The organism is Rhodococcus sp. SGAir0479, from assembly GCF_005484805.1.
In the GTDB taxonomy this organism is placed as follows: Bacteria; Actinomycetota; Actinomycetes; order Mycobacteriales; family Mycobacteriaceae; genus Prescottella.
Genome location: NZ_CP039432.1, coordinates 1 through 22,093, shown reverse-complemented (window position 1 = coordinate 22,093; position 22,093 = coordinate 1). Strand labels below are relative to the sequence as shown.

At 70.4% G+C, this 22,093-nt stretch carries 17 protein-coding genes and 2 pseudogenes; 4 read left to right on the top strand and 15 right to left on the bottom strand.

All coding sequences use genetic code 11. The annotated features are described in order from the left end of the window. The first annotated feature begins 42 nt into the window (after positions 1-42). Together E7742_RS00095 and E7742_RS00090 are read left to right on the top strand one after the other, a co-directional pair. The gene (locus E7742_RS00095; protein WP_137797062.1) at positions 43-1,461 is read left to right on the top strand and encodes an aldehyde dehydrogenase family protein; all 1,419 of its coding nucleotides are present in this window, start codon (positions 43-45) and stop codon (positions 1,459-1,461) included. 35 nt (positions 1,462-1,496) lie between these two features. Beyond that, positions 1,497-3,278 (top strand): AMP-dependent synthetase/ligase, encoded by a 1,782-nt coding sequence (locus tag E7742_RS00090; protein WP_137797061.1) that lies wholly within the window; start codon positions 1,497-1,499, stop codon positions 3,276-3,278. A gap of 30 nt (positions 3,279-3,308) precedes the next feature. Here the strand turns inward: E7742_RS00090 and E7742_RS00085 are convergent, their stop codons facing one another. Together E7742_RS00085 and E7742_RS00080 are read right to left on the bottom strand one after the other, a co-directional pair. After that, entirely contained in the window at positions 3,309-4,271 is a 963-nt protein-coding gene (locus tag E7742_RS00085; protein ID WP_254699364.1) for a 1-aminocyclopropane-1-carboxylate deaminase/D-cysteine desulfhydrase, read from the bottom strand. Positions 4,272-4,317: 46 nt separating this feature from the next. Beyond that, positions 4,318-4,746, bottom strand: coding sequence for an HIT family protein (locus tag E7742_RS00080; RefSeq protein WP_137797059.1), 429 nt, complete (start codon positions 4,744-4,746; stop codon positions 4,318-4,320). Positions 4,747-4,874: 128 nt separating this feature from the next. Between E7742_RS00080 and E7742_RS00075 the strand changes: the two genes are divergently transcribed. Beyond that, positions 4,875-6,353, top strand: coding sequence for an FAD-dependent oxidoreductase (locus E7742_RS00075; RefSeq protein ID WP_137797058.1), 1,479 nt, complete (start codon positions 4,875-4,877; stop codon positions 6,351-6,353). Here E7742_RS00075 and E7742_RS00070 read toward each other — a convergent pair. After that, positions 6,342-8,153: pseudogene (locus tag E7742_RS00070) on the bottom strand (ABC transporter ATP-binding protein); the annotation flags it as partial. The gene E7742_RS00075 and the pseudogene E7742_RS00070 sit on opposite strands and share 12 nt — an antisense overlap. An 89-nt stretch (positions 8,154-8,242) precedes the next feature. Here E7742_RS00070 and E7742_RS00065 point away from each other — a divergent pair. Next, positions 8,243-8,677, top strand: coding sequence for a MarR family winged helix-turn-helix transcriptional regulator (locus E7742_RS00065; RefSeq protein ID WP_137797057.1), 435 nt, complete (start codon positions 8,243-8,245; stop codon positions 8,675-8,677). A gap of 3 nt (positions 8,678-8,680) precedes the next feature. On the opposite strand, the gene E7742_RS00060 is transcribed toward E7742_RS00065, so the two are convergent. From E7742_RS00060 to E7742_RS00005, 12 genes and pseudogenes are all read right to left on the bottom strand, one after another. After that, the gene (locus E7742_RS00060) at positions 8,681-9,223 is read right to left on the bottom strand and encodes a GNAT family N-acetyltransferase (protein ID WP_137797056.1); all 543 of its coding nucleotides are present in this window, start codon (positions 9,221-9,223) and stop codon (positions 8,681-8,683) included. Between the two features lie 22 nt (positions 9,224-9,245). Beyond that, on the bottom strand, positions 9,246-10,619 hold the full coding sequence (locus E7742_RS00055; protein WP_137797055.1) for a bifunctional lysylphosphatidylglycerol flippase/synthetase MprF: 1,374 nt from the start codon (positions 10,617-10,619) through the stop codon (positions 9,246-9,248). Positions 10,620-10,823: 204 nt separating this feature from the next. Further along, complete coding sequence (gene purB, locus E7742_RS00050) at positions 10,824-12,245, bottom strand: adenylosuccinate lyase (RefSeq protein WP_137797054.1); 1,422 nt, start codon at positions 12,243-12,245, stop codon at positions 10,824-10,826. Between the two features lie 36 nt (positions 12,246-12,281). Continuing rightward, on the bottom strand, positions 12,282-12,911 hold the full coding sequence (locus E7742_RS00045; protein ID WP_137797053.1) for a TetR/AcrR family transcriptional regulator: 630 nt from the start codon (positions 12,909-12,911) through the stop codon (positions 12,282-12,284). A gap of 65 nt (positions 12,912-12,976) precedes the next feature. Next, complete coding sequence (locus tag E7742_RS00040) at positions 12,977-14,149, bottom strand: pyridoxal phosphate-dependent aminotransferase (RefSeq protein WP_137797052.1); 1,173 nt, start codon at positions 14,147-14,149, stop codon at positions 12,977-12,979. A gap of 44 nt (positions 14,150-14,193) precedes the next feature. Continuing rightward, complete coding sequence (locus tag E7742_RS00035; protein ID WP_137797051.1) at positions 14,194-15,285, bottom strand: MBL fold metallo-hydrolase; 1,092 nt, start codon at positions 15,283-15,285, stop codon at positions 14,194-14,196. A 190-nt stretch (positions 15,286-15,475) separates the two neighbouring features. Next, a complete protein-coding gene (gene purD, locus E7742_RS00030; RefSeq protein ID WP_137797050.1) occupies positions 15,476-16,729 on the bottom strand; it encodes a phosphoribosylamine--glycine ligase in 1,254 nt (417 codons plus the stop codon). Positions 16,730-16,780: 51 nt separating this feature from the next. Then, positions 16,781-17,647, bottom strand: a complete 867-nt coding sequence (gene thpD, locus E7742_RS00025) for an ectoine hydroxylase (RefSeq protein ID WP_137797049.1) — start codon at positions 17,645-17,647, stop codon at positions 16,781-16,783. A gap of 130 nt (positions 17,648-17,777) precedes the next feature. Continuing rightward, on the bottom strand, positions 17,778-18,020 hold the full coding sequence (locus E7742_RS00020) for a DUF2630 family protein (protein ID WP_137797048.1): 243 nt from the start codon (positions 18,018-18,020) through the stop codon (positions 17,778-17,780). A gap of 46 nt (positions 18,021-18,066) precedes the next feature. Beyond that, positions 18,067-20,118, bottom strand: a complete 2,052-nt coding sequence (locus E7742_RS00015) for a glycosyltransferase family 39 protein (RefSeq protein WP_137797047.1) — start codon at positions 20,116-20,118, stop codon at positions 18,067-18,069. Next, positions 20,115-21,352: pseudogene (locus E7742_RS00010) on the bottom strand (glycosyltransferase). The gene E7742_RS00015 and the pseudogene E7742_RS00010 overlap by 4 nt, the downstream one beginning before the upstream one ends. A 78-nt stretch (positions 21,353-21,430) precedes the next feature. Beyond that, on the bottom strand, positions 21,431-22,030 hold the full coding sequence (locus E7742_RS00005; protein WP_368076935.1) for a YdcF family protein: 600 nt from the start codon (positions 22,028-22,030) through the stop codon (positions 21,431-21,433). Between the last annotated feature and the right edge of the window lie 63 nt (positions 22,031-22,093).

Here is a 22,093-nt window from a genome sequence, read left to right as displayed (position 1 = left end):
GGCCGCAAGGAAACCGTTGTGCAAGACGGAGTTGAGGCCGTCATGACCACCGATCAGATAGACACCGGCACAATCGATTCAGCCGCCGTCGACGCCGTAGCCGACGTCGTCGCGGGGCTGCGAACGGTCTACGCGGGCGGACGGACCAGACCGCCGCAGTGGCGGATCGACCAGCTCCGCGGCATCGAGCGCATGTTGGACGAGCGTGAGAACGAGATCGTGCAGGCGCTGGCGCAGGATCTGGGTCGCGACGGGTTCGATTCGTGGCTCGACGACATCTCGAACGTCAAGACCGAAGCCGTTCACGCCCGTAAGTACGTCCGTCGATGGATGCGGCGTCGACCGCGACGCCTGCCACTCGACCAGATGCCGGCCCTGGGATGGGTGCAGTACGAGCCCCTCGGTCTGGTGCTCGTCATCTCGCCGTGGAACTATCCGTTCCTCCTGGCGGTGAACCCGTTGATCGCAGCCCTCGCGGCCGGCAATTGTGCGGTCGTCAAACCGTCGGAGCTGACCCCGGCGACGTCACGACTGTTGGCGCGACTCCTCCCTCGATATCTCGACAGCGAGGCCGTCGCCGTGGTCGAAGGTGACGGTCACACCACCCAGGCCCTCCTCGCGCAGGGTTTCGACCACGCGTTCTTCACCGGAGGCACCGAGATCGGGCGGAAGATTCTCGCCGGCGCGGCACCGCACCTGACCCCGGTGACCCTCGAACTGGGTGGCAAGAGCCCCGCGATCGTCACGGCCGACGCCGACCTCGCCGTCACCGCCCGCCGCCTCGCGTGGACGAAGGTCATAAACTCGGGGCAGACGTGCACCGCCCCCGACTACGTGTTGGTCGAGCGCAGCGTTCGTGACGAACTGGTCGGACTGTTGATCCGCAGCCTCGACGAGTTCCGGGGGACCGAGCCTGGGCGGGGACTGCGGGTCGTCGACGAACGACAGTTCGACCGGCTGTCCGGGTACCTACGACGTACCGCCGGAACCGTGGCCGTCGGGGGCGGCTCCGACCGGGCCTCCCTGACCGTCGAGCCCACCGTGCTGGTGGATCCGGGGCCGGACGAACCGGTGATGCGGGAGGAGATCTTCGGCCCGGTCCTTCCGGTGCTCACCGTCGACTCGGTCGACCAGGCGATCGCCTTCGTCACCGCCCGCCCGAAACCCCTGGCGGCTTACACGTTCACGAAGTCGGCGCGGACCCGCCGACGGGTGCTGTCCGACATCAGCTCCGGAGGAGCGGTCGTCAATCACGCGGTGGTGCAGTACCTTGCGCCCGACCTGCCGTTCGGCGGCGTGGGAGCCAGCGGCACAGGCTCGTACAACGGACGGTGGGGATTCGAGACATTCAGTCATCGAAAGTCGGTGCTGGTCAAGACGTTCAGGCCCGATCTCCGATTCATCTACCCACCGTACACCGACCGGGCGCGCAGCCTGATCCGGCGAATCTACCGGGCCTGAACACGATCGACGACACCGGACCCGAGGAGGACGCCATGGCCGCGTACGGCGCGACAGCACCGAAGACCCTGTGTGAGGCCTTCCAAGCCACCGCTGCAACTCACCCCGATGCGGTGGCACTTCGAACACCCGACGACGCCGTCGTACTCACGTGGCGCGTCTACGCCGACCGGGTACGCAGGATCGCTGCCGGACTGGCATCTCTCGGTGTTCGGCACGGCGAGACCGTCGGGATCATGCTGACCAACCGCCCCGAGTTCCACCTGGTCGATACCGGTGCGATGCACCTGGGCGCAGTTCCGTTCTCGGTGTACAACACGCTGGCCGCCGAGCAGCTGAACTACGTGCTGGCCAACGCCGGCAACCGGATCGTCATCTGCGAGGAGCAGTTCCTGCCCGTGGTCCGGCGGGCGGCCGACGGGACGGCAGTCGAACGCATCGTCTGCGTGGATGCGGCGTCCGAAGGGATCACGAGCCTGCGGGAACTCGAGTCGATGAACGACCCGGACTTCGACTTCGAGGCAAGGTGGAAGGCTGTCGAGCCACACGACCTGCTCACCGTCATCTACACCTCCGGCACCACCGGACCGCCCAAGGGCGTCGAGCTCACTCACGCGAACCTCGTCGCCCAGCGGGATGCTGTCGTCGACATGGTCGGGAGCCGGACGGACGACAGTACCGTCTCCTACCTACCGGATGCACACATTGCCAATCGATTGATCGCGCACTATCTCGCCATCACCGACGCCTTTCGGGTCACGACGCTGGCCGACATCAAGCAGGCGGTTACCGTCCTGCCGGAGGTACGGCCGACGATCTTCGTCGCCGTGCCCCAGGTCTGGTACAAGATCAAGGCCGCGATCGAACAGGAGCTCGAGCAGTCGCGCCCCCTCGAGCGGAGGCTCGCGAGGTGGGCCATCGACATCGGACGGCGAAAGGCCCGCCTCCAGTCCGACCGCGTCCCTCTCCCCCGCCGCCTACGGGCGCAGCATTCGCTCGCCGACCGGGCGGTCCTCGGAAAAATCCGGCGCAAGCTCGGCCTGGATCGCGCGCGGATCGCGGCCACCGCCGCGGCACCGATCTCGCCGGAGGTGGTCGAGTTCGTACTGGGGCTGGGGATCCCGTGTTGCGAGGCCTGGGGGCTGTCCGAGACGTGCGCCGCCGCCACGATCAATCCGCCGTCCGGCATCCGCATCGGCACGGTAGGGAAAGCGCTCGGTGGGGTCGAGGTCGCGCGCGCCGACGACGGCGAGCTCCTCGTCGCCGGACCGACGATCATGAAGGGTTACCGGGGCGACCCGGTGAAGACTGCCGAGACGATCGACGCCGACGGCTGGCTGCACACCGGCGACGTAGGGACGATCGATGCCGACGGCTACGTGCGAATGGTGGACCGAAAGAAGGAAATGATCATCAACTCGGCGGGGAAGAACATGTCGCCGTCCAACATAGAGGGGGCCATCCGTGCGGCGTGTCCGTTGATCGGCGGGGCCGCGGTCGTCGGGGACGACCGCCCGTACCTCGTCGCCTTGCTGACCCTCGACCCCGAGGCGACGGCCGCGTTCGCCGCCCGCCACGGGCTCCGCGCGGGATCGCACGCCGATCTCGCGTCGAACCCGTTGGTACGCGGAGAGGTCGACAGCGCCGTGGCGGCCGCGAACGAACGACTCTCCCGTGTGGAGCAGGTCCGGAAGTTCGCTCTGCTACCGACCACCTGGGAGCCCGCCGGCGACGAGTTCACCCCGACGATGAAGCTCCGCCGTGGCCCCATAGACACCAAGTACGCCCGAGAGATCGAGGCACTGTATGCGAATTGACGAATGGAGGAGCACCCCGGCGCGGGCGCGTCAGCCCGCCCGTGGACCGAAGGTGTCGAGCATGACGATGGGACGGTCGTCCCCCTGCCGGCGTGCGTCGATCTCGAGGAGCCCGGCGAACGCCTTGGCGGTGTAGACCGGATCGAGCGGGATCCCGAACTCGGCACCGACCCGCTGTGCGGCTCGCCCCTCGGCGGTGGCGTACCCGTATCCGGGACCGAGGTAGTCGCGCGTGACGACGAGGTCGGCGTCCTCGAGGTCGAGGTCGTCGAATCGGGCTCCCCGGCGGCGGAGCAGGGACTCGGTGCGGGAGGCCAGGTCTCGGACGTTCCGGGGCCCCAGCGGCAGCGTGTCGTTGACGACGACGGCGACCACACCCGTCCGCAGGCCGGCCAGGCGCAGCCCCAGCAGCAGGCCGGCGACCGTTCCGCCGGAGCCCACGGCGGCCACCACGTGCGCCGGCTCGGGTAGCGTGCCGGCCTCCACCTGCGCCGCGAGCTCGAGCCCGGCCTCGACGTATCCGAGCGCGCCCACGGGCGACGATCCACCGGGCGGCAGGTAGTACGGGAACCTGCCGCCGCGCATGTGACGGAGCATGAGGAACGGCGCAGCCGCGAAGGTTCGCATCTTGTCCCGCGTGAAGTGCAGCGTCGCGCCGGAGCTGTGCAGCCGCGCGAGTTGCGCCCGCACGTGGTCGTCCATCGGTTGGTCGATGAGCGCGAGCACCGTCTCGATGCCGAATTCCCTGGCGTACAAGGCGGTCGCGAGTCCCCAGTTGGTGCCGATGCCACCGGCGGTGATGATCCGCGAGCACCCGCGGGCGAGGACGTCCGGGATGATCCACTCGAGCTTGCGGACCTTGTTCCCGCCCCACCCACCGGACCCGAACGCGCCGTCGTCCTTGAGCCAGATCCGGTTGCGCGTGCCCAGGCCTTCGAGTTTGCGGACCGGAGTGGGCGAGTGGCCCAGCCGGACATGCGGAAGCGTGTCCACCAACTCCGGGAATCTGCGATACAGATGCGTCGACGGCGACGCCGACTCACTCGCCCCGGGCACCGAGCCGCCCGCGCACCGAACTCGCCACGTAGTCCAGATCGGCGCGCGGGGGCGCCGTGGGCCGTCCGCGCAGCCCGAACCCGTCGCCCGGCGTCCTCGGAACTACATGCAGGTGCACGTGGAACACCTCCTGCCCCGCGGCGACACCGTCGGCGAGGAAGAAGTTCACTCCTTCCGCGGCCACGACGCTCTCCCGCAGCGCCGCGGCAAGCTGCTGCCCCACTCGGAACAGGCGCTCACCGTCGGCGGGGTCCAGTCGGGACAGGTTCGCGGCGTGGGTCTTGGGCACCACGAGCAGGTGGCCGGTGGTGAACGGACGGATGTCCGTGAACGCGATGGTGTGCGCATCGTCGTACACGACACTCGACTCGGCCTCACCAGCGATGATGGCGCAGAAGACGCAGTGGCTCATGCTCGATGATGTTATGTCCCGAACGCCGGTTCGTCCCGCTCACCGGGCGATCGGCTTCTCGGTCCGACACCTCGAACTTACTGTGACCGGCACCACAGTGAGGTCCAGTGTCACGACAGGAGAACCGGATGAGCGCACGCGTACCCGTCACCCAGCTCGACGCCGCAGGGATCGATGCCTACGACCACGAGACCGACGTGCTGATCATCGGCTACGGCTGCGCGGGGGCCGCGGCCGCGCTCGAGGCCGACGCCGCCGGGACCGAGGTGATCTTGCTGGAGCGGCAGAGCGGTGGCGGTGGATCGTCGGCGCTGTCGGGTGGCGAGATGTATCTCGGCGGCGGCACCCCGATCCAGGAGGCGTGCGGGTTCACCGACACGGCCGACGCGATGGAACAGTTCCTCCTCGCCGCACTCGGCCCGGACGCCGATCGGGAGAAGGTGGGCCTCTACAGCCGCGACAGCGTGGCCCACTACCAGTGGTTGGTCGACCACGGTGTGCCGTTCAAGCCGTCGCTGTGGGATTCTCCCACCTGGGTCCCCCCGACCGACGACGGCCTGATGTGGATGGGCGAGAACGCTTTTCCGTTCAGCGAGATCGCCACCCCGGCGCCGCGCGGGCACCGGGTGACCTCCGACGGCTTCGGCGGCAAGGTCCTCATGGCGGTGCTCAGCGAGGCCGTCGCGAAGACCGCGATCGCGGTCCACACCGACACCGCGGCGCTGCGTCTGATCGTCGAGGACGACCGGATCGTCGGCGTCGTGGCCCGGCACTTCAACGCCACCGTCACCTACCGCGCCCGGCGCGGTGTGATCATCACGACCGGTGGCTTCGCCGACAACAAGGAGATGCTCGCGCAGCACGCGCCGCAACTGGTGGGTCTGGGCGTCAACAGCGACGGCGGCGACGACGGCCGCGGCATCGTGATGGCGCAGGCCGCCGGCGCCGCCGTCCGGCACATGTCCGCCGGGCAGGTCGGGATCTCACTGGTGCCGGGAATGATGGTGCGCGGCATGATCGTCAACGACGTGGGGCAGCGGTTCATCAACGAGGACGTCTACCCCGGGCTGGTGGGGCAGGCCGCACTGTTCAAGCACAACCTCGCGGTGTGGGTGATCCTCGACGAGCAGGCCTACGAGGAGATTCCCGTCGACGAACGCTGGGGCGTGCAACCGCATTTCGTCGCCGAGACCCTCGAGGAACTCGAGCGTGAGATCGGCATGCCCGAGGGCGCGTTGCAGAACACCGTCGGCGAATACAACCGGTTCGCCGAGCACGGCGAGGACCCGTACTTCCACAAGTCGTCACGCTGGCTGCGTCCGCTGCGGTCACCGTTCGCCGCGATCGACGTCCGCCGCGGCATGGCCCCGCCGGAGTACGGCGACGGCGGTACCGGTGGTGGCGGCGCCGAGGTGTTCACCATCGGCGGCCTGCACACCACGGTCGACGGCCGCGTCCTGGACCTCGACGGGGACCCGATCCCCGGCCTCTTCGCCGCCGGCCGCGCGACGTCGGGCCTGCACTCGTGGGGCTACATCAGCGGCACCTCGCTCGGCGACGGCACCTTCTTCGGCCGTCGGGCCGGCGTCGCGGCCGCGGGCGAGTAGCGCGGCGTAACGTCCGCCGAGCGCGCGCAACTCCTCGTGGGTGCCGCGTTCGGCGACCCGGCCGTGACCCAGGACCGCGATCTGATCGGCGTCCCGGATCGTCGAGAGCCGGTGCGCGATCGTGATCGTGGTCCGGCCGCGGCTGACGACGTCCAGCGCGGCCTGCACGGCCCGCTCGGTCTCGTTGTCCAGCGCACTGGTGGCCTCGTCGAGCACCAGGATCCGCGGGTCCCGCAACAGGGTTCGGGCGATCGCGATGCGTTGCTTCTCGCCGCCCGAGAAACGGTGTCCGCGGGCGCCGACGACGGTGTCGTAACCGTCCGGCAGCGAGACGATCAGCTCGTGCACCTGCGCCGCGCGGGCCGCCGCCTCGATCTCGGCGTCGGTCGCCTCCGGACGGGCGTGCCGCAGATTCTCCCGGATGGTCGCGTGCAGCAGATACGTCTCCTGCGAGACCACCCCGACCAGTTCGGACAGCTCCGCGAGCCGGATGTCGCGCAGGTCCACCCCGTCGATCGTCACCCGCCCCGACGTCGGATCGTGCAGGCGTGCCACCAGCGACGCCAGCGTGGTCTTGCCGGAGCCGGTCTCCCCGACCAGCGCGAGCGACGACCCGGCCGGCACGTCGACGGTGACGTCGGCGAGGGCGTCGCGGTCGGCGTTCTCGTAGCGGAAGCCGACGTGCTCGAACCGCACCGCACCCGAGACCCGCTCCCGCGGCATCGGCACCGGCTTCTCCGGGTCGTCGATCTCCACCGGCAGGTCGAGGTACTGGAAGATCCGGCTGAACAGCGCCAGCGAACTCGTCACCGACACACCGACGTCGAGCAGACCCATCAGGGGCCGGAACAGCGTGGTCTGCAGGCCGGTGAAGGCGACCAGGGTGCCGATGGTCATGCCGCCCGACGTCGCGGGCAGCCCGGCCGCGAGGTACAGCAGCGCCGGGATCGCCGAGAAGATGATGCTCATCGTCGCCATCCGCCAGCGCCCGGACAACTGCGAACGGACCTCGAGATCGACCAGGCGCGTCGAGGTCGCGGAGAACCGGTCCGACATCGCCGGCCCGGCACCGAGCGTCTTGCCCAGCTGGATCCCGCTGATCGACAGGCTCTCCTCGATCTGGGTCTGCATGTCCGCCAGCGCCTTCTGCCGCTGCGTGGTGATCTCCCGTCGCATCAGCGCGACCTTGCGGGTGAGCCAGATGGCCGGCGGCAGCACGATCAGCGACAGCAGCGACAATCGCCAGCTCAGCACCGCCATCGCCACCGCCGTGCCGATCACCGTGGTCACGTTGGACGCGATCGACGTCGCCGTGGACGTCACCACCGTCTGCATGCCGCCGATGTCGTTGGTGAGCCGGGACTGGATCTCGCCACCGCGGGTACGGGTGAAGAAGCCCAGCGACTGCCGCTGCAGGTGCGCGAACACCCGCGTCCGCAGGTTGTGCATGATCCGCTGCCCGACGGTGGTCGAGATCCAGGTCTGGACCACCCCGAACACCGCCGTCGCCACCGTGATCGCGAGCATCGCCACCACGGCCCACACCAGCAGCGTCACGTCCTGGTCCGGGATCGCGCGGTCGATGACCTCACGCACCAGGAACGGGTTGGCCAGCGAGATCGCCGACGACGCCACGATGAGCGCGACGACGACGGCGATCTGCCATCGGTACGGCGCGAACAGCGCACCGATGCGGCGCAGACTGACCGGGGATTCCTCGAGCTGCGCGCGGTCGGCGGGATCGATCTTGCGGGTACGCATCGGACCACCGCCGGGTCCGCCGAATGGAGGGCTTGTCATTGCACCACCCCTCTCAGATGTCGGGGCAAGCCTATTGCTGAGGTTGCCTCAACATGAGGCAACTGTCAAGTGAGGTAGGCTCCGGCACTATGACGGAGGTATCGCCCGAACAGCTTCGGGACCTCGTGATGTCCACGTCGCGGGCGCTGCGACGCCGCTGGTTCACCGCGCTCGAGCCGTGGGGGCTCTCACCGCACGAGTTCCGAGCGCTGCGCGTCATCGACCACGAGTGCGGCGGCCGCCCCCGCCTCGGCGACGTCGCGAAGGCCCTGCGGATCGCGCCCCGCTCGGCCACCGAGGTGGTCGACCGGCTCCAGAAGCGCGATCTCGTCGAACGCGTGGCCGACGGCGTCGACCGGCGGGCCGTGTGTGTCCGGCTCACCGCCACCGGCCGCGAACTGCTCGCCGACATGGCGGTCGCCCGCGACGCCCAGGCGGCCGACTTCTTCGGCGATCTCGACGACGCCGACCGTGCGCAGCTGCGACGAATCCTCGACAAGCTCACCACCGACGACAACTGCTGAACGTCAGGCCCGGGCCGCGAACTCCGCCGGGGAGAATGTGAACACCACGTAGTCCCGGCCGTCGAAGACGAAGGTCGCCGCCTCGGCCATGCCGTAATGCCTGTGCACTGCAAGCGACTTCGCGTTCGCCTCCTCCACGAAGGCGACGCCGAGGTCGTAGCGGTCGCGAAGCGCCCGGCTCAGCGCGACGAGCAGCGTCGTCAGCACTCCCCGGCCCTGGTAGCGCGGGTCGACGGCGGCGGGACCGTACAGGAACACCCGTCCGTGCCCGTCCCCCAACGTGTCGACCGCCGATCGCGCCGGCCCGGACGTGACGGTGCCGGGCACGGAGGTCATCGCGAACCCGGCGAGGTCGCCGCCCTCCTCCGCGACGAAGACCCCGGGTCCTTCCTCGAATCGAGCGAGTACGTCCGCGTCCATCCGTCCCTGCACGAAGCCGCGCTCGGCCCGCTCCGCCGCGGACAGGCCCTCTCCTCGCGCAGCGTCCATCAGTGCGAGTATCGCGGGGCGATCCGCGAGGCCGGACCTGCGCACGGTGACGGTCATGCCGCGATTATGGACTGTGGTATCACTTCCGGCGCGGCACGAACTCGAGGGTCAGCAGCGCGAACGCCGCGAGCGGCAGCATCCGGAACGGCAGCAGCACGTAGCGGCGGTCGCCGAGCGCATGGAACTTCTTCAGGTACCGGTAGAGCGACTCGAGCGCCAGGAGCGGGTCACCGAGATGGATGACGTTGAACAGCACCTGGCGCACCCACCGCCGGTCCGTCTCGTCGAACAGCTCCGGAAAGGCGGCGAAGGCCAGCGAGACCCGCTTGCCGCCGTGATCACGGGCGTAGTCGACCATCGCGACGCTCAACCGCTCGTCGATGCCGTTGGGGGCGCCGCGGCGCCGCCACGGGACGTCGAGACTGATCTCGGTCCCGTGCCCGGCGACCGCATAGCGTTGGAACCCCTGGATCACCCCGTCCGCGTCCCGCGCGAGCACGACGAGCAGCCCCGGATACCACCCCTCGAGCACCCGGTCGAGGATCATCGAGAAGCCTCGCTCGGTCGAGTCACCGTGCGTCCGGGTGACGATCTCCCGCAGTTCCGCCCGCACCGCGTCGGACAGCTGGGCCTCGGGAATCACCTCGGTGGTGAGCCCGGCATTGCGGGTGCGGTTGACCGCCTGGCGGAGGTTCCGGAACCTCCTGCCGACCATGTCGAACGAGGCGACGTCGACCACCACGTCGCGTCCGATCGGCACGGCGCGCAGTCCGGGGCGGACCCCGGCGGCGTTCCACACGCCCTGCCGGCGTTCGCTCGCTCCGAGCACCACGATGCGCCAGCCCCGCTCCCGGCAGAACTGCTGGAACCGCGCCACCAGGGCGTGGAACTGTTCGGGATCGCCGATCGGGCCGCCGCCGACCACCGCGACGCCGAGCCGCGTGTGGTAGCCGAGTGCGGCGGATCGGTCGGGAGCGAAGAAGTACGACCGGAGCGAGTGCATCGCGAAGGGGGCCAGCGGATCCTCGCCGGTGCGGTCGACCAGTGCGGACACCTCGGGCAGGCGTTCGGGCTCGGGCCGGCTCCCCGTCGGCCACATCAGTGCGAGCCCGCTGGTCGCCAGCAGGATCAGCGCGACGAGCTCGTGGCCGGTCGCATCGACCAGCAGCGCGGCGAGCACCACGCCGGCCGCGGCGGCAACGTGCATTCGGGTGACGGGCCGGCCCAGGTGGACGCCGCGGGCGACGAACAGTACGGCGACCGCGAGCGCGGGGAGCCAGTGATGGGAGCCGACGTAGTGCGAGGCCACGGCGATCGTGACCACGACCCCCACGACGGAGACGAGGCCGACGGTCCCGACGTGGCGGGCGATGTCGGCGCGCGGCCTCAGGTCGGCGCCGGTGGTCCCGGCGGCGGCACGCCGGGCCGCTGCCCGATCACGCGTCCTCCCCACGCGTATACCTCCCGAACCTGTCGAAGCGCCGAGCACCGCCGGATGGGGTGGGCGTCGTCGGCGGCGGAGAGCCGTCCACTCGAAGGTAGGCCCTCGACGGCCGAACGGGAACTCACGGTACGCCCGCGGTCCGGAAGCGTGCCGTGAATTCCCGTTCAGCGGGGGCGGTGCGGGGTCAGGCCCCCGACCGACTCGACGCGGTTGTCACAGAATGGAACCCGGCGTGTAGCGCGCGGCATCGGGGTGGGCGTCGACGAGCTTCTGCACCTCGGCGACCACCGAGTCGACCTGCGCGCCGGCGGCGCCGACGAACGCGGAGCGGTCGGCCAGCGCCTCGTCGAGCGCGGCCCGGTCGAGCGGCAGCCGGTCGTCGGCGGCCAGACGGTCGAGCAGGTCGGGCTCCTTGCCCTGCTCGCGCATCGCGAGCGCGACGGCGACCGCGTGCTCCTTGATGACCTCGTGCGCGGTCTCGCGGCCCACGCCCGCGCGGACGGCGGCCATGAGGACCTTGGTGGTGGCCAGGAACGGCAGGTAGCGGTTCAGTTCGTTCTCGATGACGGCCGGGTACGCGCCGAACTCGGCGAGCACGGTCAGGAACGTCTCCATCTGGCCGTCGATCGCGAAGAACGCGTCCGGCAGCGCCACGCGACGGACGACGGAGCAGAACACGTCGCCCTCGTTCCACTGCGCGCCGGCGAGCTCGGCGGCCATCGACGCATAACCTCGCAGCACCACCTGCAGACCGTTGACGCGCTCGCACGAGCGGGTGTTCATCTTGTGCGGCATCGCCGACGAGCCCACCTGGCCGGGTTGAAAGCCCTCGGTGACCAGCTCGTGGCCGGCCATCAGGCGGATCGTGTGCGCCATCGACGACGACGCGGCACCCACCTGGACCAGCGCGGACAGCACGTCGTGGTCGAGCGAGCGGGGGTAGACCTGGCCGACGCTCGTGAACACGTGCGCGAATCCGAGGTGCTCGGCGACCTCGGCCTCGAGCTGCTCGAGCTTGCCGGCGTCACCGTCGAGGAGGTCGAGCATGTCCTGCGCGGTGCCCATCGGGCCCTTGATGCCGCGCAGCGGGTAGCGGTCGATCAGTTCCCGCACGCGCGTGAGCGCCACCAGCATCTCGTCGGCGGCCGACGCGAACCGCTTGCCTAGCGTGGTGGCCTGCGCGGCGACGTTGTGGGAGCGGCCGGCCATCACGATGCCGGTGTACTCGGCGGCCCGCTCGGCGAGGCGGGCGGCCACCGCGATGCCGTGGCCGTAGACGTGCTCGAGCGAGCGCAGCACCTGCAGCTGCTCGACGTTCTCGGTGAGGTCGCGGCTGGTCATGCCCTTGTGGACGTGCTCGTGACCGGCGAGGGCGTTGAACTCCTCGATGCGGGCCTTGACGTCGTGCCGGGTGACGCGCTCGCGCTCGGCGATCGAGTCGAGATCGACCTGCTCCAGCACCCGCTCGTAGTCGGCGACCGCCTCGGCGGGGACGTCGATGCCGAGCTCGGCCTGGGCGCGCAGCACCGCCAACCACAGCTGCCGCTCGAGCACGATCTTGTGCTCCGGCGACCACAGCTCCTTCAGTTCGGGGCTGGCGTAACGGTTGGCAAGGACATTCGGGATGCGGCTCACGAGACTCCAGTCTACGGTCGGACCCGAACGCCCTCGTCAGCGCATCGTCGGGGGTGCCAGGTCGTCGATGAGGTCGAGCAGCATCGCCCGCGCCATCCCGCGCGGGTCGGGATCGACCTCGCTCAAGGCCCCGACCACGACACCGTCGACGACGGCGACCAGCCGGCGCAACTGCGGCTCGCGGACGATGCGGCCCGAGCGGCGCAGCAGTTCCGCGAGCAGGTCGTCGGTCTGGGCCCGCAGCCGCAGCTGGACGTCCCGCAGCTCGGGATGCCGGGCCGACGCGACGAAGCGCTCGTACCGCGCGATGAGACGTTCGCGGCCGCCGTCGGCGTCGGCGATCGCGCCGGTGCCGTGTTCGGGACCCACCAGCAGATCCACGATCAGGTCCACCGTCGCCTCGACGCCCCGTCGACGCTGGGTCACCTCGTCGATGCGCTCGCGCATCGCGTCCAGTTCCCGGTTGCCGTTGTGCTCGACGGCCAGCGCCACCAACTCGTCGAGGGACCCGAAGTAGTACGTGGTGGACGCGAGCGGAAGACCCGCCCGCGCGGCGACGGCCCGATGCCGCACCGCGTCGAACCCACCCTCGAGCAGCAGGTCGGCCGCGGCCGTGACGAGCGCATGCCGGCGCCGCTCCCCCTTGGGTGTCGCGGCGGACGTCATCCGTTCATCGTGCCAGCCGTCGCGACACGCCCGAGCGGAATCGATCGAACAGTGCAGCGGGCAGGCTAGCGGGGCGCGGGCAGCCAGCGTTCCAGACGGGTCAGGGCGTCCTGGATCTCGGCGGTCGATCCGGCGAACGAGAGCCGCACGGTGTGGTCGCCGTGCGCGGTGTCGAAGTCGATGCCGGGCGCCAGCGCCAGACCGGTGTCGGCGAGCAACTTCGCACACCACGACGTCGAGTCGTCGGTCAGGTGCGCGATGTCGGCGTACACGTAGAACGCGCCGTCCGCGGGGGCCAGCTCGGTGAGGCCGAGTTTCGGCAGCCCGGTCAGCAGCAGTTCCCGGTTGACCGCGTACCGCTGCACGTGGCCGTCGAGTTCGGCGCGGGACTCGGCGGTGAACGCCGCGGCCGCGGCGTACTGCGAGATCGCCGGTGGACACACCGTCATGTTCGACGCCAGCCGCTGCAGCGCCCGGCGCAGGTACTCCGGCACCAGCATCCAGCCCATCCGCCACCCGGTCATCGAGAAGTACTTCGACACCGACCCGACGACGACGGCCGCCCGCGACGTCTCCCACGCGCACGCCGTCGCCTGCCCACCGGCGCCGCCGAACTCGATGCCGTGGTAGATCTCGTCCGAGATCAGCAGCGTGTCGTGTTCCTCGCACCACCGGGCGAGCGCGGCCAGTTCGGCCGGGTCGATGACCGTGCCGGTGGGGTTGGCCGGGCTCGCGACGACGAGCCCGGCCGGCGGGGTGTCCATCGCCTCGAGCATCGCGACGGTGGGCTGGAACCGGGTCTCGGGTCCGCAGTCGATCTCCACGACGTTGCAGCCGAGCGCCGTCAGCGTGTTCCGGTAGGCCGGGTAGCCCGGCCGCGCGACGACCACGGTGTCACCGGCGTCGAACGCGGCCAGGAACAGCAGCGTGAACGCGCCCGACGACCCCGTGGTGACGACGACCTCGTCGGCGTGGACCGAGATCCCCGAGCGAGTGCTGTGGTACTCGGCGACGGCCTCGCGCAGCGGCTCGATCCCGAACGTCTCGGTGTAGCCGAGCAGGTGCTCGTCGAGCGCCTGCCGGGCCGCCCGCAGCACCGGCCGCGGGGCGGGCGTCGACGGCTGCCCCGCCGCGAGCGAGAGCACGTCGCCGTGGGTGCGCTGCCGCTCGTTGGCGGCCTTCCACACGTCCATGACGTGGAAGGCGGGGATGGACGATCGCTGGGAGTCGGTACGCACGGTTCCGACGCTAGCAACGCCGACGGGGAACGAGAACTCGGCTTCTACAGAACGAAGACCTGCCGGTCGGCCGCGACGGTCACCTTGCCGGAGTAGGTGGACCGCACCCCGGCCGCCCACTCGTCGTCGGTCGCGACGCCGGCCAGGTGCGAGAGCACCACATGTTCCACTCCCGCCCTGTTCGCGATCTCGCCGACCTCCTCCGGCGTGGTGTGGCTCTGCGCCAGATGGTTGACGAACTCGCGGCTGTACTTGTTCTGCTTCTCGTAGAAGGGCAGGTACACCGCCTCGTGGACGAGCACGTCGGCTCCCTCGGACAGCGTCACCATGTTGTCGGTCTTCGCGGTGTCGCCGGAGACGACGACGGTGCCGTACTTCGTCTCGAACCGGAAACCGTAGGACGGGAACACCGGCGGATGATCCACCAGCGTGGCCAGCACCCGGAGGTGGTCGTCGCGGTACACCTCGAACGGCTCCGTCGCCGGCGCCGACGTCCCGTTCGCCGTGGCCCCGGCCGGCAGCGCGATCTCGTCGACCAGCAGCATCTCGTTCAGCGGCGGACGGTTCTCGTCCACGACCCGGATGTTGATGTCGTACGCGTACGCGGCGAGGATCGCGTCGACGGTGGCGCGGGTGCCGGGCACCGCCGGTTCGATCGTCGTCGGAAATCCGGTCGGCAGCTCACTCGCGGAGCCGGGCCCGACGATGCGGATCGGTTCGGTCGGCCCGCCCACCGGCGGGCCCCAGTTCCACATGACGAATGCCGGCAGCTCACCGATGTGGTCGGAGTGCAGGTGGGTCAGGAAGATCGCCTTCAGTCGGTCGGTGGGGAGCCCGGCGTCGGCCACTCCCCGGGTGACCCCCAGGCCGGCGTCGATGACGTACAGGTTCCCGTCGACGACGAGCGCGGTGGCGATGCCGTTGCGGGCACTGCGCACCGACGGCCCGGCCGCGGTGCCCACGGTCACCAACGCGAGCCCGGTCGTCGGGATCGCGGGCGCCTCGGACGCCGATACGGCGGCGGGTGCCACTGCGGGGTCACCCTTGGTGCAGGCGGTCAGTGCGGACGCGCCCGCCACCGTCAGCGACGCGGTGAGCAGAGCCCGGCGGGACAGGCGGGGAGTGGAAGGGGTCATGTCGAACCTCGTGAATGCCGAAACCGATTGTTCACTATACGAACGCATGTTCTTTATGCGCACGAGCAGTGTGCAGCGGGGCACACCGGCGGTCAAATCGAGACGCGGCTCACCGAAAGCGAAAAGAGCCGACGGCGCGGCCGTCGGCTCTTTTCGGAGGTGTTCGCGGAACGCCGCGAGTCGGAGAGGGTCAGAGCGTGATGCGCCCCTCCACGGCGGCCAGGCCGATGTCGCTGCGGAAGTGCCCACCGGGCAGCTTCACCTCGGCCAACCGCGCGTACGCATCCTCGCGGGCCTCGGTCAGGTCGGCGCCGACGCCGACGACGCTCAGGACACGGCCACCGGCGGAGACGACGGTTCCGTCCTCGCGGGCGGCGGTGCCGGCGTGCAGGACGCGCTCGGCGTCGGACCCGGTGATGACGTCACCGGTGCGCGGGGTGGCCGGGTAGTTCTCGGCGGCCAGCACCACGGTGACCGCGGAGCCGTCCCGCCACTGCAGCGGCGGGACGGACGCGAGGGTGCCGGTCGCGGCGGCGCGCAGCACCTCACCGAGCGGCGACTCGAGCAGCGCCAGGACGGCCTGCGTCTCCGGGTCGCCGAAGCGGCAGTTGAACTCGACGACCGCGGGGCCGTTCTCGCCCATCGCCAGTCCCGCGTACAGCAGACCGGTGAAGGGGCAGCCGCGCTTGGCCATCTCGACCGCGACGGGCTTGACGACGTCGTCGACGATCCGGGTCACCGCGTCGGCGGGCAGCCACGGCAGCGGCGTGTAGGCACCCATGCCACCGGTGTTGGGGCCGGTGTCGCCGTCGCCGACGCGCTTGTGGTCCTGCGCAGGCAGCAGCGGGACCACCGTCTCCCCGTCGACCAGGCAGAACAGCGACACCTCGGGGCCGTCGAGGAACGACTCGAGCAGCACGGGGTGCCCGATCTCGAGGCACTCGGCGGCGTGATCGCGCGCGGCGCTGCGATCGGTGGTGACGACGACGCCCTTGCCGGCGGCCAGGCCGTCGTCCTTGACGACCCAGTTGGGGCCGAAGCGGTCGAGAGCGGCGTCGAGGTCGGCCGGGTTGTCGACGACCTCGCTGTGCGCGGTGCGGACCCCGGCCGCGGCCATGACGTCCTTGGCGAACGCCTTGGAGCCCTCGATGCGGGCGGCCGCGGCGGACGGGCCGAAGCACGCGATGCCCGCGGCGCGGACGGCGTCGGCGACACCGAGGACCAGCGGCACCTCCGGGCCGATGACGACCAGGTCCGCCGCCACCGACTTCGCGAGCTCGACGACGGCGTCACCGGACGCGACGTCGACCGCGTGGGTCTCGGCGATGCGGGCGATCCCGGCGTTGCCGGGGGCACACATCAACTTGTCGACGCCCGGGTCACGGGCGAGGGCCAACAGAAGGGCATGTTCACGGGCTCCGGAGCCGATCACGAGTACGCGCACACGTGTCAGACTACGGCCCGAACCCCGGCGCCTCGACCACCCCCACCCTCGTCAGGCCGGGCGCTTGGCCAGGAACGAGGGCCGCGGCGCCGACCCCGAGAACGGCGCCTGCACCACGTTCTCGACGCTGTTGAACACCACGAACACGTTCGCGCGCGGCATCGGCGAGATGTTGCCGCCCGACGCGTGGAGGGCGTTGCAGTCGAACATCGTCATCGAGCCTGCCCCGCCGGTGAGCACCTCGATACCGTGCCGACGCCACATGTCGGTGATGGCGTCTTCGGACGGCACGCCGACTCGGGGCATCGTGGTCACGAGGGACTCGCGATAGAAGTCGTCGGGAGTGGCGCCGGCGCACTGCACGAAGTACCGCTGCGTCCCCGGCATGATCATCAACGGGCCGTTGTACTGCGTGTTCTCGGTGAGCGCGATGGAGGCGCTCACCGCCCGCGGAAGCGGCATGCCGTCCTCGGCGTGCCAGGTCTCGAAATCCGAGTGCCAGTAGAACGCGCCACCCTGGAATCCCGGCTTGTAGTTCAGTCGACTCTGGTGCACGTAGACGTCCGAGCCCAGGATGTCGCGCGCGAGATCGTAGGCGCCGGACGCTTCGACCACCCGCCGCACGGCGTCGCTCAGTTCGAGGATGTCGAAGATCGAGCGCACGGCGACGGAGTCACCTTCCCGGACGATGCGCTCGTCGTCCCGGAGCGCCGGATCGTGCTGGATGCGGTCGATCTCCGCCAGACAGGTCGACACGTCGCTGTCGCCGATCACGCGCTCGCGCTGCAGGAACCCGCGCCGTTCGAAATCCGTGTACTCCGCGCTGCGGGATCCGCCCCAGAACACCGGGTCCGGGCGTTCGACCACCCGTGGTTCTCCCGTCACCCGGGTCGTGTACACGTCCTCCGCCACAGTCATGGGCGATTCACCACCTAGTCGTTCGACATTCTCACTCTGCCGGGTAGGCACCCGTCATCGAGAGACGCCCCGGAGATCACGACTTCGCTGGTGCGCAACGAATTTCGCGACTCCGGGGCCCGACCTGCGCTCACTGGCGGTAGGACTCGACCTCGTCGACCGGACGAGGGGTGGCCTCGTCCGCCTTCTCACCGAACTCGGCCTTGGCGCGACGCTGCCGGAGCAGGTCCCAGCACTGGTCGAGCCGCTGCTCGAGGTGAGTCAGGCGGGCGCTGTCCTGCTCCGACAGCCCCTGTCCCTCGGCCCGTGAGCGCAATTCCTTTTCCTCACGGACCAGTTCGTCGATGTTCTCGATGATGTCGTGTTCGGACATGTGTGCCTCCCACCTCAGGGTAAACCGGTTCGGCGGCGCTGTCCGGTCACCGAGTGAGGTCGTAGACGGTGACGCCGTCGACCGTGGTAGCGGTGAAGGTTTCCTCCACCCACTGCGTGATCTGCGATGCGGTGCCCTCACCACCGCGTCCGCCGCCCATGCCTCCGGCGAGGAAGTAGTGGATCTGCCCGTCCGCCACGTACTGCCGGAACTGTTCGAGCGTCGGCGACGGGTCGCTGCCGTTGAACCCGCCGATCGGCATGACCGGACGTTCGGTCGCGAGCTGGTAGCCGGATGCGGTGTTGGAACCGATCGCGGCTGCCACCCAGGTGAAGTCGTCGGCGCGGCTGCGCAGCAGGGCCGTCAGTTCGTCGCCGGGAGTGCTCGCCGACAGCAGTCCGCCGCCCGCACCCGCACCGAAGCCGCCCGGCACGCCGCCGGGTGCGGCGGGCATCTCGAACCCGCCGGCGCCGGCGCTCCCCCGGCCGTCCCCGCCGCGCAGCCCGCCGGGCATCGCTGCACCGCCGCCCGGCGGTGCACCGCCGGCCATCTCCCCCGGCCCGCGCATGCCCCCGGGACCACCGCGCCCCATCTCGCCCTCGACCCGCGGCCCCGCGGACGGGATGGAGCCCTCGTGTCCCGTGCCGATCGTGGTGGCCGCGTAGGCCACCGGTCCGGCGAGGGCTGTGAACAGTGCGGCCGCCACCACGACCACCGCGGCCCGCGAGCGCACGACGACGGGTACCGCCGCCGCGACTGCCGCCCCCACCCCCACGGCGAGCACCACCCACCGCAGCCACGGCACGAAATCAGGACTGCGCCCCAACAACATCCAGGCGGTGAACGCCGTCACCGCAATCGTGACGATCCCGACCACCCGGGCACCGAGAAGGTCCCGGCGACGCCACAGCATCACCGCGCCGGACCCCACGAGCGCCGCGATCGCAGGGGCGAGGGCCACGGTGTAGTACGCATGGAAGATGCCCGCCATGAAACTGAAGACCAGGCCGGTGACCAGCAGCCACAGCCCCCACACGAGGAACGACGCCCGCCGCACGTCGGTGCGGGCGGAGCGCCCGCACAGAACGATTCCCGTCACCAGCAGGATCAGCGCGGCCGGGAGCAGCCACGCGATCTGCCCGCCCTGCGCGGGCTCGAACAGTCGGGTGATGCCGGTGCTGCCCCACATGCCACCACCGGGGCCGCCACCCGGCATCCCGTCGGCGGCCACGCCGCCGGGCCCACCACCACCCACGCTGCCGCGCTCGTCACCGCTCAACCGACCGAACCCGTTGTAGCCCAGCGTCAATTCGAGAATCGAGTTGTTCTGTGAGCCACCGATCCACGGCCGCGAGTCGGCGGGCCACAACTCGACGGCGAGCAGCCACCACCCGGCTGAGACGATCACCGCGCCGAGCGCGGCGAACAGCTGCGCGATCCGGGTGCCGAGCTTCGGCGGTCCCGCAACCAGGTAGGTCAGCGCCAGCGGCGGCACCACGAGCATCACCTGGAGCTGTTTGGTGAGGAAACCGAGACCCACGAATGTCCCGGCCAGTACCAGCCAGCGAGTGCGGCCGTCCTCGACGCCGCGCAGTGTGGCCCACACCGCCGCGATCATCAGCAGCACCAGCAGCGCATCGGGATTGTCGAATCGGAACATCAGTACCGCCACCGGGGTGAGCGCCAAGATCAGGCCGGCGAGCAGACCGGCCGCGGCCCCGAAACAGCGCCGGACGGTCGCCCACAGCACGGCGACCGAGGCCGCCCCGAGCAGGACCTGCGGCACCAGAATGCTCCACGTGTTCAACCCGAACACTCGCACCGACAGCCCCATCACCCACAGGGACGCAGGCGGTTTGTCCACGGTGATCGAATTCGCCGCGTCGGACGAGCCGAAGAAGAACGCCTTCCACGACACCGATCCGGCCTGCACCGCGGCCGAGTAGAACGCGTTGGCCCACCCCGACGCGCCCAGGTTCCACAGGTAGGCCACGGCGGTGCCGACGAGCAGTGCTGCCAGTGCGCAGTACTCGCGGTTGCGCCCGGGTGCGGCGGCCGGTGGCGGCACCTGCACGGGACGGTCGATCGTGACGCTCACGGGGTGACTCCTTCCGCGGCCCCGCGCCGGAACACCCAGCGCAGACCGATGAAACGGACAAGTGTGGCAACGAGGTTGGCGATCACGAGCGCCGCGAGCTCGAGTGGTGGTGCGGCGCCCGGCACGAACCGGTGCAGGGCGGCGAGCGATCCGCCGGTGACGACGAGCGCGAATCCGAGGACGACGAGTCCCTGCACCTGGTGCCGACCGGCACCGCGCCGGCCGCGGACCCCGAACGTGAAGGCCCGGTTGGCCGCGGTGTTGGCCACGGCGGTGAGCAACAGCGCGACCGCGTTGGCCCACTGCGGCCCCAGCGGAGGCTGCAGCGCGAGATACAGCAGCGCGTACGCCGCCGTGCTGGCGACTCCGATCAGCGCGAACCGGACCAGTTGGCCCAGCATCGCGGGCGGCGAGCCGGGGGTGAGCGCGCCGCGGCCGAGCGCGGCGCGTACCGAGGCCAGGGGCAACGCGCCGGTCGCCAGCGCCCGCCCCACCCGCGCCACCCCCGCAGGTCGGCGAGCGCGGTCGCGACGATGTCGACCCGGCTGTCGGGGTCGTCGACCCAGTCGACCGGAACCTCGTGGATCCGCATGCCGGCGCGCTCGGCAAGCACCAGCAGTTCGGTGTCGAAGAACCAACCGCCGTCCTCGACGAGCGGCAGCAGCGCGCGGGCAACGTCGGCGCGGACGGCCTTGAAGCCGCACTGTGCGTCCGAGAAGTGTGCGTGCAGCGCGCCCTCGAGGATGAGGTTGTAGCCGCGAGAGATCAGTTCGCGCTCGGGCCCACGGACCACCCGCGACGACGACGTCAGACGCGTGCCGATCGCGACGTCCGAGCGCCCCGACAGCAGCGGCGCGACGAGCGGCACGAGCGCGTCGAGCCCGGTCGACAGATCGACGTCCATGTACACCAGCACGCGCGCGTCGGACCGCCCCCATGCCTCGTGCAAACGCCCGGCCGCGCCCTTCCGGTCGAGGTGCAGCACACGGACGTCGGCGAGCTCGTCCGCCAGCGCGCGGGCGATCTCGAGGGTGCGGTCGGTACTGGCGTTGTCGGCGACGGTGATGCGAGCGGTGGGGGGCACCTCGGCGTCGAGGTACGCCCGCAGACGTCGTACGCAACCGGCGAGCGCCGACTGCTCGTTGTACACCGGGACGACGATGTCGAGGACGGGCGCGGTGATCGCCGCTGCGGTCGGTCGCGCGTCCACCGCGAATCGGGGTTCGGTCGTCATGCCCCCAGCGTGCGGAGCGTCGCTGCGGGGCGGCTGCACCGCGGCTGTGAACTAGCTGTCAGCCGGCACCCCGGTGACTCAGTACGGAGCGACCACGCCCGCGACGGGCATGCGGCCGGCGACCGCGACCCGGAAGTCGATCATCGCCCGCTGGAGATGGTCGGGGCTGGTCACGACGACGACCCCGGACGCGCCGCGCTGCCGGAGGATCACGTCGGTGTTGACGGCGTTCTCGACGGTGGACCGGGACCTGTTCTCCTCCGTGATCCGGAAGTCGGGAATCCCGTTCGCCACCAGCCACCGTCGCATCGCCTGCGCCTCGGTGACTCCGGACTGCGGGACGCCGCCGGTGACGACGATCGGCGCGAGCGGAAAGCGTTGCGCCAGTTGCAGTGCGCCCTGCAGCCGGGACACGAGCACCGGCCGCATCGTGCCGTCGGCGTACAGGCCCGCGCCGAGCACCACGATGTTCGTCGTGAGCGGGTTGAGTGCCAGCATCACCGGTACCTGCGTCGTCAGTGTCTCGAGGCGGGTACAGGACGTGATGAGGTCGCGGTTGGGCGTCTGGCATCCACCGGCCACCGACAGGGCGCCGTTGACCAGCGTCGTCGCCGACAACGCGTCGACGACGTCGAGCGAGGACTGCGCCCCGGCCACCCCGGGTAGAGCCAATCCCATTGCGGCCGAAGCCAGGACGGCCGATAACAAGGCGCGACGACGACGAACGGAGACCACAGGCAT

Excerpts from the sequence above, each read along its gene's own strand:
- E7742_RS00005 (WP_368076935.1), bottom strand. The coding sequence starts at position 22,030 with ATGGGATTGGCTCTACCCGGGGTGGCCGGGGCGCAGTCCTCGCTCGAC.
- E7742_RS00060 (WP_137797056.1), bottom strand. The coding sequence starts at position 9,223 with ATGACCGTCACCGTGCGCAGGTCCGGCCTCGCGGATCGCCCCGCGATA.
- thpD (WP_137797049.1), bottom strand. The coding sequence starts at position 17,647 with ATGACTGTGGCGGAGGACGTGTACACGACCCGGGTGACGGGAGAACCA.
- E7742_RS00090 (WP_137797061.1), top strand. The coding sequence starts at position 1,497 with ATGGCCGCGTACGGCGCGACAGCACCGAAGACCCTGTGTGAGGCCTTC.
- E7742_RS00080 (WP_137797059.1), bottom strand. The coding sequence starts at position 4,746 with ATGAGCCACTGCGTCTTCTGCGCCATCATCGCTGGTGAGGCCGAGTCG.
- E7742_RS00065 (WP_137797057.1), top strand. The coding sequence starts at position 8,243 with ATGACGGAGGTATCGCCCGAACAGCTTCGGGACCTCGTGATGTCCACG.
- E7742_RS00095 (WP_137797062.1), top strand. The coding sequence starts at position 43 with ATGACCACCGATCAGATAGACACCGGCACAATCGATTCAGCCGCCGTC.
- E7742_RS00020 (WP_137797048.1), bottom strand. The coding sequence starts at position 18,020 with ATGTCCGAACACGACATCATCGAGAACATCGACGAACTGGTCCGTGAG.
- E7742_RS00035 (WP_137797051.1), bottom strand. The coding sequence starts at position 15,285 with ATGACCCCTTCCACTCCCCGCCTGTCCCGCCGGGCTCTGCTCACCGCG.
- E7742_RS00075 (WP_137797058.1), top strand. The coding sequence starts at position 4,875 with ATGAGCGCACGCGTACCCGTCACCCAGCTCGACGCCGCAGGGATCGAT.
- E7742_RS00045 (WP_137797053.1), bottom strand. The coding sequence starts at position 12,911 with ATGACGTCCGCCGCGACACCCAAGGGGGAGCGGCGCCGGCATGCGCTC.